This window comes from Roseibium porphyridii (genome assembly GCF_026191725.2).
In the GTDB taxonomy this organism is placed as follows: Bacteria; Pseudomonadota; Alphaproteobacteria; order Rhizobiales; family Stappiaceae; genus Roseibium; species Roseibium porphyridii.
Genome location: NZ_CP120863.1, coordinates 212293 through 226187 on the forward strand (window position 1 = coordinate 212293; position 13895 = coordinate 226187).

11 protein-coding genes are annotated in these 13895 nt (G+C 55.7%); 5 read left to right on the forward strand and 6 right to left on the reverse strand.

From position 1 onward, the window contains the following. The first annotated feature begins 94 nt into the window (after positions 1–94). The 4 genes from K1718_RS01000 to K1718_RS01015 all read left to right on the forward strand — a co-directional run bounded on the left by K1718_RS01000 (position 95) and on the right by K1718_RS01015 (position 5072). On the forward strand, positions 95–349 hold the full coding sequence (locus tag K1718_RS01000) for a hypothetical protein (RefSeq protein WP_152498979.1): 255 nt from the start codon (positions 95–97) through the stop codon (positions 347–349). A gap of 380 nt (positions 350–729) precedes the next feature. Then, positions 730–2076, forward strand: a complete 1347-nt coding sequence (locus K1718_RS01005; RefSeq protein ID WP_152498980.1) for an NAD(P)-dependent oxidoreductase — start codon at positions 730–732, stop codon at positions 2074–2076. A 37-nt stretch (positions 2077–2113) separates the two neighbouring features. Then, entirely contained in the window at positions 2114–3427 is a 1314-nt protein-coding gene (gene preA, locus K1718_RS01010; protein ID WP_265680029.1) for an NAD-dependent dihydropyrimidine dehydrogenase subunit PreA, read from the forward strand. 133 nt (positions 3428–3560) lie between these two features. Beyond that, positions 3561–5072 (forward strand): BCCT family transporter, encoded by a 1512-nt coding sequence (locus tag K1718_RS01015; RefSeq protein ID WP_265680028.1) that lies wholly within the window; start codon positions 3561–3563, stop codon positions 5070–5072. 110 nt (positions 5073–5182) lie between these two features. On the opposite strand, the gene K1718_RS01020 is transcribed toward K1718_RS01015, so the two are convergent. The 6 genes from K1718_RS01020 to K1718_RS01045 all read right to left on the reverse strand — a co-directional run bounded on the left by K1718_RS01020 (position 5183) and on the right by K1718_RS01045 (position 12792). Further along, the gene (locus K1718_RS01020) at positions 5183–5656 is read right to left on the reverse strand and encodes a DUF2269 family protein (protein ID WP_265680027.1); all 474 of its coding nucleotides are present in this window, start codon (positions 5654–5656) and stop codon (positions 5183–5185) included. After that, positions 5656–6951 carry an SDR family oxidoreductase gene (locus K1718_RS01025; RefSeq protein WP_265680026.1) on the reverse strand — a complete coding sequence of 432 codons (1296 nt, stop codon included), beginning with the start codon at positions 6949–6951 and terminating at the stop codon, positions 5656–5658. The genes K1718_RS01020 and K1718_RS01025 overlap by 1 nt, the downstream gene beginning before the upstream one ends. 73 nt (positions 6952–7024) lie before the next feature. Further along, entirely contained in the window at positions 7025–7900 is an 876-nt protein-coding gene (locus tag K1718_RS01030; RefSeq protein ID WP_265680025.1) for a dimethyl sulfoxide reductase anchor subunit family protein, read from the reverse strand. Further along, complete coding sequence (locus K1718_RS01035; RefSeq protein WP_265680024.1) at positions 7900–8643, reverse strand: 4Fe-4S dicluster domain-containing protein; 744 nt, start codon at positions 8641–8643, stop codon at positions 7900–7902. The genes K1718_RS01030 and K1718_RS01035 overlap by 1 nt, the downstream gene beginning before the upstream one ends. Beyond that, a complete protein-coding gene (locus K1718_RS01040; protein ID WP_285806088.1) occupies positions 8640–11390 on the reverse strand; it encodes a molybdopterin oxidoreductase family protein in 2751 nt (916 codons plus the stop codon). The genes K1718_RS01035 and K1718_RS01040 overlap by 4 nt, the downstream gene beginning before the upstream one ends. Before the next feature lie 406 nt (positions 11391–11796). Then, positions 11797–12792, reverse strand: a complete 996-nt coding sequence (locus K1718_RS01045; protein ID WP_173005829.1) for an ABC transporter substrate-binding protein — start codon at positions 12790–12792, stop codon at positions 11797–11799. A gap of 400 nt (positions 12793–13192) precedes the next feature. Between K1718_RS01045 and K1718_RS01050 the strand changes: the two genes are divergently transcribed. Continuing rightward, a complete protein-coding gene (locus tag K1718_RS01050; protein WP_265680022.1) occupies positions 13193–13888 on the forward strand; it encodes a nitroreductase family protein in 696 nt (231 codons plus the stop codon). The last annotated feature ends 7 nt before the right edge of the window (positions 13889–13895 follow it).

Genomic DNA, 13895 nt, shown 5'->3' on the forward strand with positions numbered 1-13895 from the left:
TTTACACCAAATATTGCGCGTGTGATGAGTTTGGGTAGGATATCGCGACAGGGCATGGGACGCGGTATTGCATAGCTAAAGGTGGGACTTGCAAATGATGGTCGGGTTTTTCGCCGGAACCATTTTATATGGTGCCGTCACACTGCTGTTTCTGATTGTTTCTTCAGCTGAGCTTCTGGGCAATAGACTGAGCACTCCCAGTCGCCTTCTCGGCGTTCTGGTGACTTCCGTGTTCTGGCCAATCACACTGGTCGTCCTCGGCTTCACCAGTCTGGCCACGACGCTGAACAAGCAGCTCAAAAGTATCGAATGGCAAGGACCGTTCGGTGCTTCCCAAGAGCTGAACTGAAGCGATAGCGAAATTCGACTTGTCCGATTGAGGCAGCAGCGCTTTGCAGCCTGGATCTTGTCCTTTGAAAATTGACCCCTTTGCTGCAGACAAATCTGTTGTGCCGTGCGGTTTTGGGCACGCTTTTTCCAAAATCCCCAAACAATAAACGTGCATCTTGGCACCAAGAGGCCAAATGACGCATTTTTAGTCATGCACTGAATTTGATCTAAGATACTGTAATTTCGGCAACTTTATTGCTGAATTTTATCTTCAAGTTTTTAATCGTTCTAAAAATATTTGACTAATTGTTCAAATTTTTTTCCAATGGAGTTCTAAGCCTTCTCAAACAACGAAGAAGGCCCCTTTGAAATTTGATCGCCAACCTTCCGGAGATCTCCATGACCCAGACCAAAGCCGGCCCGGACATCACCACCGGGCGCTTGCCTGAGGACGTTTACGCAGAAAACTTCAGCGACCTGCATCCGCTGCTGGAACCGCATGAAGCCCAGGTCGAAGCCGATCGCTGCTATTTTTGCTACGATGCCCCCTGCATGCAGGCCTGTCCGACTAGCATCGACATTCCGCAATTCATTCGACAGATTTCCACCGGAAATCCGACGGGTTCGGCGAAAACCATTTTCGACCAGAATATCCTTGGTGGCATGTGCGCGCGCGTTTGTCCGACTGAAACGCTGTGTGAACAAGTTTGTGTGCGCGAAGTCGCAGAAGGCAAGCCGGTCAAGATCGGCCAGCTTCAGCGCTACGCAACCGACCACTACATGGCTGAAAATGACACAACGCCATTTACCCGCGGCGCTGCCACCGGAAAAAAAGTCGCCGTCGTGGGTGCTGGTCCAGCCGGACTTTCTTGTGCCCACAGGCTTGCGGTTCACGGTCACGATGTGACCCTTTTCGATGCGCGAGAAAAGGCAGGCGGCCTGAACGAATTCGGCATCGCCTCCTATAAGTCGGTCGATAACTTTGCCGCGCGGGAGGTCGAATTCATTCTGTCGATCGGCGGTATCGAGTTAAAGACCGGGATGCGCCTCGGCGAGAACCTCGAGCTTTCGGAACTACGCGCCTCCTATGATGCCGTGTTCCTGGGCATCGGCCTTGGCGGCGTTAATTCTCTTGGTCTTGAAGGTGAAGACAAATCCGGTTCAATGGACGCGGTCAGCTACATTGCGGACCTTCGTCAGGCCAAGGATCTCTCCAAACTACCCGTTGGACGCCGGGTCGTTGTCATTGGCGGCGGAATGACAGCTGTCGATATCGCGGTGCAGACCAAGCTGCTTGGCGCTGAGGACGTGACCATCGCTTATCGCCGTGGTCAGGACCGGATGAACGCCTCTGAATATGAGCAACATCTTGCGCAGACAAGCGGCGTCAAGATCATGACCTGGGCCCAACCCAAGGCCCTAGTCGGTGCCAATGGTGCGATCACGGCTATCGAACTGGAGCGGACCCAGGACCAGAACGGTTCCTTCGGTGGCACCGGCGAAACAATCACGTTGCCCGCCGACATGGTTTTCAAGGCCGTCGGACAGACATTGGTTCAAACGGATCTGGGCGGATCAATAACCCTTGAGAAGGGCCGGATCGTTGTCGGTGACGACCGACAGACGAGTCTGGCGGATGTGTGGGCAGGGGGTGACTGCATCTCTGGCGGCGAAGACCTCACGGTCACGGCCGTTGAAGACGGCAAAATCGCTGCTGAAAGCATCAACGCTGCCCTGAGCGCCTGAACGGCGCCGGCATTCGCATATTTGAGGGAGAGCCATTATGGCTGACTTGCGTACAGACTTTATCGGTATCAAATCGCCGAACCCGTTCTGGCTGGCATCAGCGCCACCAACCGACAAGGAATACAACGTTGTCCGGGCTTTCAAGGCCGGATGGGGTGGCGTTGTCTGGAAAACGCTCGGCGAAGACCCTGCCGTCGTCAATGTCAACGGCCCACGCTACGGTGCCATTCACGGCAAGGACAGGCAGCTCATCGGATTGAACAACATCGAGCTGATCACCGACCGACCGCTGGAGGTCAACCTGCGGGAAATCAAGCAGGTAAAGCGTGACTGGCCCGACAGGGCTCTTGTCGTGTCGTTGATGGTTCCTTGCGAAGAGCAGAACTGGATCAGCATCCTGAAGCAGGTCGAGGACACCGGCGCGGATGGTGTTGAGCTCAACTTCGGCTGTCCGCACGGCATGAGCGAGCGTGGTATGGGCTCGGCGGTTGGCCAGGTGCCTGAGTATATCGAGATGGTGACCCGGTGGGTGAAGCAGCATTCCAGAATGCCCTGCATCGTCAAGCTGACGCCCAACATCACCGATATCCGCAAACCTGCGCAGGCGGCCAAGGCCGGGGGCGCAGATGCCGTCTCGCTGATCAACACCATCAATTCGATCATGGGCGTGGACCTTGATGTGATGTCGCCAGCACCGACTGTCGACGGCAAAGGCGCACATGGCGGCTATTGCGGCCCGGCGGTCAAACCCATTGCTCTGAACATGGTTGCCGAAATCGCGCGAGACCCGTCCACACATGGCCTGCCGATTTCCGGGATCGGCGGTGTCACGACCTGGCGTGACGCTGCTGAGTTTATGGCGCTTGGAGCCGGATCGGTTCAAGTTTGCACAGCGGCCATGACCTACGGCTTCAAAGTCGTAGAAGACATGATTGACGGTTTGAGCGACTGGATGGACCAAAAAGGATATACATCCGTCGATCAGTTTATCGGCAGCGCGGTGCCGAATGTTTCCGACTGGCAGTATCTCAACCTCAACTACATTGCCAAGGCCAAGATCGATCAGGATCTGTGTATCCAATGCGGTCGTTGTCACATTGCCTGCGAGGACACCTCCCACCAGGCGATTACAAACATGGTCAATGGTGAGCGCAGGTTTGAAGTGATCGACGAGGAATGCGTCGGATGTAATCTGTGCGTCAGTGTGTGCCCCGTCGAGGACTGCATCACCATGGAAGCGATGAAACCCGGCAGCATTGATCCGCGCACAAAGAAAAAGGTCGAAAAGGACTACGCCAACTGGACCACCCATCCGAACAATCCGATGGCGGTCACAGAAGCCGCCGAATAGGACATCGTCCCAGGCGGCAAATCGAAGCGCAGGCAGGCTCCTCCCTTGCCTGCGCTTTGCTTTTGCCGATTCGCTTTTGCGTTCCGGGTGTTAGCCGTTTAGCTTGCAGGTTAGCGCAAGGCGAGGAATCGGCATGAAAAACTCCCGCATATTACTGGCAACTTCCATCAGCCTTTGTGCATTCGTCGGAATATGGGGCGTTATCTCGCCCGACAGCCTGTTGGTCTTCGCCGAAAGCATCGTCAATCAGTATTTCATCAGCCGTGGCTGGTTTGTCATGCTGTCAGTGACGATCATGCTGCTGTTCTGCCTGGCGCTTACGCTGACGAAATTCGGTGACATCCGGTTAGGGGCCGACACCGACCGGCCGGAATACTCAACACCCACATGGATCGCCATGCTGTTTGCAGCCGGAATGGGTGTCGGGCTTCTATTTTGGGCCGTGGCTGAGCCGCTGACCCACTTCTATTTCGTGAAAGACGTCTTACCCCAACCGATAGCCGCCGAGCAGGCGCTCCTTGCCGCCAATTTCAACTGGGGAATTCACGCCTGGGCCATCTACGGCACGACAGCCCTTGCCATTGCCTATTTCAGCTATCGGCGCGGAACGCCAATGATGGTCAGTGCCCCGCTGAAAAACCTGTTCCCGGGCGAATTCTGGGCGAGTGCACTTGGCTGGTTTTCCGACTTCATGGCCATTGCCGCGATCGCAATAGGTGTCGCGGGATCGGTCGCTATGGGCGTTTTTCAGGTTGCCGACGGCGCAACCGTGCTCATGGGAAATGATACGGCTACACCGCTGATGATCGGCACGGTGTTTGTACTGATGATCGCTGCTTACATACCGCCCCTGCTCGTTGATCTTGGGGCCGGCATGGCGAGGCTTTCCAACATTGCCATGGCGCTCGCGATCGGGTTGGTGGTCTACACCATTGTTCTGGGTCCCTCGGAATTCCTGCTCAATTCGATTGTCAGCGGGATCGGCAGCTATGTCGCCGTCGTTATCCCCCGTGGCCTGGAAACCTTCACGTTCTACGGGGACGAAGCCAGTAAATGGTTCCGGGACTGGACACTGACCTACATGGTCTGGTGGATTGCCTGGGGCCCGTTTGTCGGCGTCTTTGTCGCGAGAATTTCCAAGGGCCGCACCATAAGGGAATTTGTGCTCGGTGTTCTGATCGGCCCAACACTCTTTTCCACCATATGGTTCGGAGCTTTTGGAGGCATCGGTATTTACGATGCGCTCAATGGACAGGGCAACTTGCTGGCGCTCACTCAGACCAACGTTGAGCGCATGACTTTCGCACTGCTTGACCGCTTGCCTTTTTCCACGCTGACAACGCTTGCGACAGTCCTGGCGGCGTTCCTGTTCATCGTAACGAGTGTGGTCAGCGCAGCCTTTGTCCTGGGCACTTTCTCGACCGGTGGAAACCCGAATCCCAGTGCAAAGGTTCGGGTTATCTGGGGCATGCTTCTGGGCGTTCTAGGAGCAGCCATGATCCTTTCAGGTTCGATGGCGGCGGTCAGGACCCTGATTGCACTTGGCGCACTGCCTTTTGTCTTCATCACTGTCATTCTGCTTGCCTGCCTGATCCGGGCGCTGTTGCAGGACAGCCGAAAGGAACAGACACATGCTGACAGGTGATCCTCTCGATACCGTTCTGAATCTCGGCACATTTGCGTTTATCGGCTTCATCGTCTGGTTGATGATGCGGAAAAGCCCTGACGACACCGAAAAATAGACTTCGGCCTGCGCTACAGGGAAAGGTCAGGCCTGGTGAGCATGAGCCACACGATTGCCATTACTGCGAAGAAGGCCGGAAACCCAAATGCAAACCAGACCCGGTAGAGCCGGTGATACCTCTCAGGCAATTTCGTGCCGGCTTCAGCGGCGGCAACTGCAAGTCTGTGCATTCTGATCTGGATCCAGACCACCGGCAACCAGAACAGGCCGACAAAAACATAAAGACAGAGTGAAACCAGCACCCAGCCTTCAAGCAGAGACCAGCCGACCTCGCGCGTCAGCAGATATCCGGTAATCGGCTGCGCCACGGCAGCTGTCGCCGTAAACACCGTATCTGCCAGCACAACGATGCCGGAAACGTGGGCAATCAGGCGAGGGTCTCGCGACCGGTTGGAAATGACCATGAAAAACGCAATGCCGGCACCAGTGCCAAGTAGCACGCAAGCTCCCATCACATGCGCGTATCGCAGCAGTTCGTACCACATCAGCGGTCCTCCAGAAGGAACGCAACGAACACTGCCAGCAAAATTGCCGGAAGTACTTTGACAAAGGGGCCAAGAGGGTCTGACCATAAATCGGCGGCAAGCCATGACCCGAATAAGAGATAAGCACCTGACACCAGTATCATGCCAGCACATGCCTTCCGGCTCCAACGCCTGACAAGAACAGCCGCACCAAGCACCAGATCCGCAACAATGCCGCCGATCACAGCAACCGCGGCGATGCCGGATGACACATTGCGCTCTGTCAGGACGGACTTCGCATTTTCGAAAGACAAGATCCCGATCAGTCCGGACAACAACCAGAAAACGGACAAACAGCCAATCGCCAGAGGCAGCAGAAGATACATCCGCGAAAAGGTTCTTTCCTGCGCCGTTGCGGGTATTGCTGCAAGGGTCTCTTCAAGGCTTCTAACTGCCAATCCACCTCGTTCCTGCCAATGCGACGGATCTCCGGTGATGCCTGATTTCAAGGAACGAAGGGCGTTGGTTCTAAGCGGCGAACGCCAGCCAAGCCAGCCAAGCAGGTCGGCACCTGTTCCAACCAGCCTGAGCAGCCATTCAGGTATTTCGATTTCCGCTGACCACTTTGGGTAGCCAAGCCAGGACCTGATCCTGTGCGTCAGTTCCGCAAAGGTGTGGGTTTCTGTTTCGCCCAGATCCGCAACAAAATGGGTTCCCAGTTTACCACCGGCAGCGTGAGCAACCGCGGCCGCCAAATCGTCGACATGAATGGTCTGGATAGGCGCATCGGCAAAGACCCGGCCACCGATGCAAGGTGTTGCTGCTGATGCGCGCAGCAAAGCGGACCCGCCATACGCTTCAGAACCGAGCACCAGAACGGGCCGCAAAATGATCCAGTTTGTTGCAGAGGCCATGACAACTGCATCACCGTGGGCTTTGGTTCGGAAAAACGCCGTCGGCGCGTCGTCAGAAACGCCCGCTGCGGAGATCTGGACAAATGTCGCATGCGTTCCTGAGAGCGCTGAAACGATCCGTTCCACCGCGCCTACGTGGATTGCATTGAGATTGTCACGTGTTCCATCCTGCAGTGCACCGGAGGCGTTCACGACGACATCGGCATCACCCAGCAATTCTTTCCAATCGGATTCCAGCGTTTGGGAAATATCTCGAATTATCCAGACGAGGTCAGGAAAGATCTTTTTTGCGCTTTCCAAAGAACGCCCGACACCACAGACCGCATAACCGTCTGCCTGCAAGGCCCTGACGCAAGCCGCACCGATAAAGCCGTAAGCGCCGAGGACGACCGCCTTTTTCATCTGCACACCTTTCCCGAACCGCGGTTTAGCGTTTTAGGCCGGTGCAACGGGCAAGTAAAACCGAAAAGGCGCTTTAGCGCTGGCTGTAGTAAAGACCAACCACGTGTTCAGCCTCGGCAAAGAACAGCCAACGGGATGCGAACGTTCCTGCAAGATAGGCAAGGACTGCAAGCCCGGCGCTTAAAACTCCGGCAGGCAAAAGCGCAATGATTACAATCGGTAAAAGGCAATTCAGAAGAAATGCGATTGCGCGCAGCTTCTGGGCATGCTTGCGACCGACCACATAGACCATTTCTTTCAGGAGGTAATTGGTGCCGGTATGGGGTGGTTCGAAGAGGCGAACCTTGCCACGGTCGCCTAGACCCGTTGCGGTTTCAGTCGTGTGTCCACGTTCTGCAAAACGGCGATCTCCAAGCACCCAATATAAAAACTGCACGCCGCCCGCAACGGCGAGCAGAACCAGTGCTGCCATCGACTGGGCGGCCAGAACGGCCCCTCCAGCCAATGAGAGAGTTACCATGTGAAGAGGTGTCAGCCAGTGGTTCCAGCGCGGCACTGTGGCCAGCTGAGCGTAGATCATGCTGGTCGCATAGACAGTTGCTAAGCTCAAAGCAGCTCCAAGAATTCCCACAGGGACAAGCAATCGGTCGAAAAAGACCGCGGCAAACCCATAAAGACCCATCACCAGAAGTGCAGAAACAGAGAGCCAGGCTTCACGCGACAGCCAACTGCTGCGCCACTGCGAAAACGCTTTCAGCGCCCGCTGCGGATTGCCGAGGTGAAAGGTCGACGCGACCAATCCACCAACAGCAAGCGCATACGCAATGGCAAAACAAAAGAACGCGGTCCATCCCGTTACGGCGGGTTGACCGATCCCGAGCCAGGCAAGATACCCAAAACCAAGGCCCGACAATACGGTAAAAACGATAACTGAGGGTGCCGGATGCATCAGAGCGCCTCCAGGGTCTTGTCGAGCCAGGCCAAAAACCCTTTGGGCGAGTCGGCAACTGGTTTCAATTGTGGAGCTGTCGTGTCGGCGGTCAGGCGGTCTTTTGCCCGAGGCGGCAAGTACTTGTTGACCGGCTTGGTGCCCTGCTCCGGCATCAGATCCATTCCCCCGCGTTCTGCTGTAAGGCGGGATACATTGCTCTCAGGATCGCTGAAGTCTCCGAAATGGCGTGCCCCGGCCGGACAGGTTCTGACACACGCAGGCACCCGGTCTTCCTCGGGCAAGTTCTCATTGTAGATCCGGTCGACACACAGGGTGCATTTTTTCATTACACCAGCGGACTGGTCCAGCTCGCGCGCGCCATAGGGACAAGCCCAAGCACACAACCCGCAGCCAATACAGGCATCTTCGTCAACAAGGACGATCCCGTCTTCCACCCGCTTGTAACTGGCACCTGTCGGACAGACCGTGACGCAAGGCGCATCGTCGCAATGAAGGCAGGATTTCGGAAAATGAATGGTCTGCGCAGCACCGTTTGACGGTTGAACCTCAAAGGCGTGCACACGGTTCAGAAAAGTTCCGACGGGATCGCCGCCATAAGCATCGTTGTCACTCAACGCGACGCCATAGTTTTCTGTGTTCCAGCCTTTGCAGGCCGTTACGCAAGCATGGCAGCCGACGCATGTGTCGAGATCGATGACAAGGCCGAGTTTCTTTTCCGTGTGATCAGGCAACGTGGTCATGGGCGCACCTTCTGACGAACGGTTTTCGGGCCTTTTCCAACCGGCGACCGTAGTTCAGGGAACGCCGGGCTGCATTCGTCCGGTGGGCCTGTTTTTTCAATTCGGACCCGCAGGTCAAACCAGGCGGCCTGTCCCGTGATGGGATCCGAATTGGACCACCTCAGTCCGTCACCCTTTGGCGGCAGCAGCTCATTGATGAGATGATTGAGCAAGAAACCCTTGGTGGCCTCAGGCGCATCGCCATCCAGCGCCCATGCGCCTTTGCGTTTGCCAATGGCGTTCCATGTCCAGACGGTGTTTTCGTTTAGAGCCGCCATCAAGGCGACTGGAACCACTATCTCGCCGTGGAGCGAGGTGACCCGCGCCCAGTCGCCATCCTGAAAGCCATGCTCTTCCCAGATTTTCGTTGGCACATACAACGGATTGTGACCATGGATTTGTCTCAGCCAAGCATTTTGGCTGCCCCAGGAGTGGTACATGGCCATTGGCCGTTGCGTGAGCGCATGGACCGGGTAATCAGCTTCATCCACGTGGACATCTTCCAGCGGCGGATACCACACAGGCAACGGCTCGAACGTTTCCTTGATGCGCTCGCGCAGGTGATCGGGCGGTTGACGGTCACCGTGCCCCTCCGCTGCCAGCTGAAAGCGGCGCATGGGCTCGGAGTAGAGTTCAAAAAGATAGGGCTGAGGTTTGTCGTAAAAACCGAGTTCGACTGCCCAATCCTGATATGCCGCGTTCCAGGGTTTGTAGAAGGCTGCTTCGTCTGGAACATGCTCGACAAAAAAACCACCGTTTTCGATGTATCGGTCAAGTTGTTCCGGATTGACGTCGCCTCTGCCTTTGTCAGATCCATCACCCCGGAATCCCGCCAATGGACCAATGCCCGGCCGGCGTTGGTGATTGACCATATAGTCGGCATAGTCGCGATATTTGGCACTGCCATCTTCTTCGACAAAGCCGGGAAGTTTCAGCCGCACACCAAGGTCGACCAGCACAGACTGGAAACCTCTGACATCCCTGTCCGGCTCAATCACCGGCCAGCGGATGGCGTCAGCAGCCGCGTCGGCTTCACAAATCGGTCGATCCAGCAGGCTGATGCAGTCGTGGCGTTCCAGATAGGTCGTGTCCGGGAGAATGAGATCCGCATAGGCAACCATTTCCGATGAATAGGCATCGGAATAGATTATCCGCGGGATAACGTAGTTGCCGTCCTCATCCTTGTCGGTCAGCATCTCCATGACACCCTTGGTGTTCATGGAGGAATTCCAGGACATGTTCGCCATATAAAGAAACAGGGTATCGATCCTATAAGGATCTCCCGCATGGGCGTTGGAAATCACCATGTGCATCAGCCCGTGGGCCGACATCGGGTTCTCCCAGGAAAAAGCCTTGTCGATGCGCGCAGGCGTGCCGTCTTCCTTCAGCGCCAGATCACCCGGTCCCCGAACAAAACCCAGATGCGGCCCGTCCAGCGGACAATCCGGTTTGGAATGGCAATGAGGCGTCGGGTGTGCCGTAACCGGCTTCGGGTAAGGCGGCTTGAACCGGAAACCACCGGGCACTTCCACAGTCCCGAGCAGGATCTGTAGGAAATGCAGCGACCGACAAGTCTGGAAACCGTTCGAATGAGCGGAGATCCCCCGCATGGCATGAAAACTGACCGGACGGCCGGGCATCTTTTCGTGACGGTCTCCACGAAAGTCTGTCCACGGCTGGTCCAACTCAAACGCCTCTTCAAAGGCAACGCGGGCCAATTCGGCAGCAATCGCGCGGATGCGCTGTGCCGACACACCACATTTTTCGGCCACAGCTTCAGGGCTGTAGGCATCATCCAGATATTTCTCAGCAAGTAGCTGGAACACTGTCCTGTGTGTCAGACCATCCTTTTCATACTGGGCCGCAAGATCCGGTTTGACGCCTCTTTGGTCGAATGCCGTCGGCTGGCCGCTGTTGCGGTCAATGACAAGTGTTTTGCCGGCCTCATCCCGCAACAGCAGCCCGAATTCAGGTGAGGCCGGGTCGTTGTTCACCAGGCATGGCGCATTGGTGAAGCGGGACAGGTATGCCAGATCGATCTTGCCGCTTTGAAGAAGCGTGTGAACCAACGACAGGATGAACAGACCATCGGTGCCCGGGGTTATCCCGACCCATTCGTCGGCGATCGCGTTGTAGCCGGACCGAACCGGATTGATGCCTATGACCTTGCCGCCATGTGCCTTGAGCTTGCCAAGCCCCATTTTGATGGGATTGGAATCATGGTCTTCGGCAACACCGAACAACAGAAACAGTTTTGTCCTGTCCCAATCGGGTTGGCCGAATTCCCAAAAGGCACCACCCATTGTGTAGATGCCACCTGCGGCCATGTTCACCGAACAGAAACCGCCATGCGCCGCATAGTTGGGAGTGCCGAAATTTTGCGCCCAGAAACTGGTAAAGCTCTGGGACTGGTCCCGCCCGGTGAAAAAGGCAAGTTTTTCAGGTGCGGACTTGCGGATGGGCGCCAGCCAGCCAGTGGCAATTTCCAGTGCCTCATCCCAGCTGATTTCCTCAAATTCACCCGACCCTCTTGGCCCCTTACGCTTGAGGGGTGCACGCAGGCGCGACGGCGCATTCACCTGCATGATGCCGGACGAACCCTTGGCGCACAGCACGCCCTTGTTGACCGGGTGATCTCTGTTGCCCTCGATATAGGCAACCTTGCCGTCTTTCATGTGGACGTTGATGCCGCACCTGCAGGCGCACATGTAGCAGGTGGTCTGACGAATTTCGTCAGATACAAGTGGAGATGTCTCCACAGATGGCTGCTGGTGTCTGCCCAAGTCCCCTCCTCTGGCCTTTAGAAATTTTTTCTAAAAACCGCTCCTGTGCAGCAAGTCTTATGTGCTTAAGTATGTATTTGTAGGATGCGTTGGCGTCAATCAACGTCTTCGGTGCGGCGGCATATGTCGGGATTCTACCGAAAAGAACGTTTTTCGTGGCGCAAAACGACAAAAATTCCCTCTCCAGCGGCGACCCGGAAAGTGTCTGGAAAAAGTCAGGTTTCAGCTTCACATCTCAGACCACAGAAATCTGTGGGGAGGTCTTGGCTGACTAAAAAAGGCCGCCCGATGGGCGGCCTTTCCGTATGCCAATTTAAGAGCAGTTGAAGCTCTAGAGCTTGTCTGTTACCGCAGTTGAAGTGGCACCTTCCGGTTCTTTCGTGATAACCGGGTCTGAACCACCTGAAAGCAGCGACTTGACCGTACGATTGTAAGCTTCCATGTCGAGCTTGCCATCGGCTCCATCAACCAGCTTGTTGATCTCGCCAACCATGCGGATCTGGTGCTTTTCCGTCTGTGCGCCCGTGGCGTCGTTTTCAAGCACGATTTCAGCAGCTTCTTCCGGGTTTGCTGCGGAATACTCCCAGCCTTTCATGGTTGCTTTGACGAACCGTGCCAGTTTGTCGACCATGGCCGGATCATCCAGGCTGGACTCCAGTACGTAGAGACCGTCCTCGAGGGTTGCGACACCCTGGTCTTCATATTTGAAGACAATCAGTTCATCTTCCGGAATGCCTGCGTCTATGACCTGCCAATATTCATTGTAAGTCATGGTGGAGATGCAATCGGCCTGCTTCTGGAGCAGCGGATCAACGTTGAAGCCCTGCTTGAGAACCGTCACTCCGCCGTCGCTACCATCCGTTGGAATGCCCAACTGGCTCATCCAGGACAGAAACGGGTATTCGTTGCCGAAGAACCATACGCCCAGTGTCTTGCCCTTGAAGTCTTCCGGCGAAGTGATGCCGGTGTCCTTGCGGCAAGTCAGCATCATTCCGGACTTCTTGAAAGGCTGTGCAATGTTGACCAGCGGCACACCTTTTTCGCGGGACGCCAAAGCGGACGGCATCCAGTCGATGATCACGTCAGCACCACCACCGGCAATAACCTGAGGCGGTGCGATGTCTGGACCACCCGGCTTGATCGTTACATCCAGGCCTTCTTCTTCATAAAAGCCCTTGTCCTTGGCGACGTAGTAGCCGGCGAATTGTCCCTGTGTGACCCATTTCAACTGCAACGTCAGTTCGTCCGCGGCATGTGCCGCGCCCGAAACCAGGCTCGCGCCCAAGACGGACACAAGCGCCAGATTCTTCAATGCCTTCATTGCCATTCCCCTACTGGTTACGGGCCTCGTCACATGGACGGGTCCCTTCTCTGGAATTCACCACTCTATGCTGAACCAACCGGCGAGTGTTTTAAAGCCGCCTAATTGGGTGCCAGCAATCTGGCCGTGTTGTCTGCGACGGGGCGCTTACCTTCTCGTCCACAGGTCACTGACCATTTGGTCAAGAAAATCTAGAAAGCTGCCCCGTCTCTGGTCAAGGTTATTTTTTAATCAAGCAGACATAAGCGCCAATTTGAGCGCGTATTCAGGTTGCGGAGCCGAAAAATGGGATTTTTGGTTGCCTAACGCACCGGAAGACGATCCATTGTTCGCTTTTGACAGGACCGACTGCCGGAAACAAACGCAATTCAGCGTGGTCTCGGCGGCGAAACCGGATAGACGCTACATGATTGCCAAATCTGCACTTAATTATCGACCGCTTCCCTTGCCCGACCGGCGGCAGTTCACCGATGCAGAAATGCAGGCAAGGGCTGATGCGTTTCTTGAAGATGTGCGCACGCGTCACACGATCCGGCATTTTTCCGACCGTCCGGTCGAACGAGCCGTCATTGAAACCTGCATCCGCGCTGCCGGAACCGCGCCAAGTGGTGCGAACCATCAACCCTGGCATTTCGTTGCAATTGCCAATCCTGCCTTGAAGCGCAAGATCCGCGAAGCTGCCGAAGAAGAAGAGAAGAAGTTTTATGCCGGCGGTGCCGGGGATGAATGGATCAAGGCGCTTGAGCCGATCGGAACCAATGCTGACAAACCTCACCTGGAGATTGCTCCCTGGCTGATTGTTGTTTTTGCACAGCGTTGGGGAACCTATGACGATGGCACCCGGTACAAGCACTACTACGTGCCAGAAAGCGTCGGCATTGCGACCGGCGTTCTGATCACGGCGCTTCATCATGCCGGATTGTCGACATTGACCCACACGCCCAACCCAATGAAGTTCCTGAATGAAATTCTCCAACGACCCGAGGCTGAAAAACCAGTCATGATCCTTGCGGCCGGACATCCTGCAGAAGATGCGACCGTGCCCGCTGCGGCAAAACTGAAGAAACCCTTGGACCAGATCCTCAGCGTCTTTGACGACTAGGAATGAC

Excerpts from the sequence above, each read along its gene's own strand:
- K1718_RS01005 (WP_152498980.1), top strand. The coding sequence starts at position 730 with ATGACCCAGACCAAAGCCGGCCCGGACATCACCACCGGGCGCTTGCCT.
- K1718_RS01035 (WP_265680024.1), bottom strand. The coding sequence starts at position 8,643 with ATGACCACGTTGCCTGATCACACGGAAAAGAAACTCGGCCTTGTCATC.
- K1718_RS01025 (WP_265680026.1), bottom strand. The coding sequence starts at position 6,951 with ATGAAAAAGGCGGTCGTCCTCGGCGCTTACGGCTTTATCGGTGCGGCT.
- K1718_RS01050 (WP_265680022.1), top strand. The coding sequence starts at position 13,193 with ATGATTGCCAAATCTGCACTTAATTATCGACCGCTTCCCTTGCCCGAC.
- K1718_RS01040 (WP_285806088.1), bottom strand. The coding sequence starts at position 11,390 with ATGTGCGCCTGCAGGTGCGGCATCAACGTCCACATGAAAGACGGCAAG.
- K1718_RS01020 (WP_265680027.1), bottom strand. The coding sequence starts at position 5,656 with ATGTGGTACGAACTGCTGCGATACGCGCATGTGATGGGAGCTTGCGTG.
- K1718_RS01015 (WP_265680028.1), top strand. The coding sequence starts at position 3,561 with ATGAAAAACTCCCGCATATTACTGGCAACTTCCATCAGCCTTTGTGCA.
- K1718_RS01030 (WP_265680025.1), bottom strand. The coding sequence starts at position 7,900 with ATGCATCCGGCACCCTCAGTTATCGTTTTTACCGTATTGTCGGGCCTT.
- K1718_RS01000 (WP_152498979.1), top strand. The coding sequence starts at position 95 with ATGATGGTCGGGTTTTTCGCCGGAACCATTTTATATGGTGCCGTCACA.
- preA (WP_265680029.1), top strand. The coding sequence starts at position 2,114 with ATGGCTGACTTGCGTACAGACTTTATCGGTATCAAATCGCCGAACCCG.
- K1718_RS01045 (WP_173005829.1), bottom strand. The coding sequence starts at position 12,792 with ATGGCAATGAAGGCATTGAAGAATCTGGCGCTTGTGTCCGTCTTGGGC.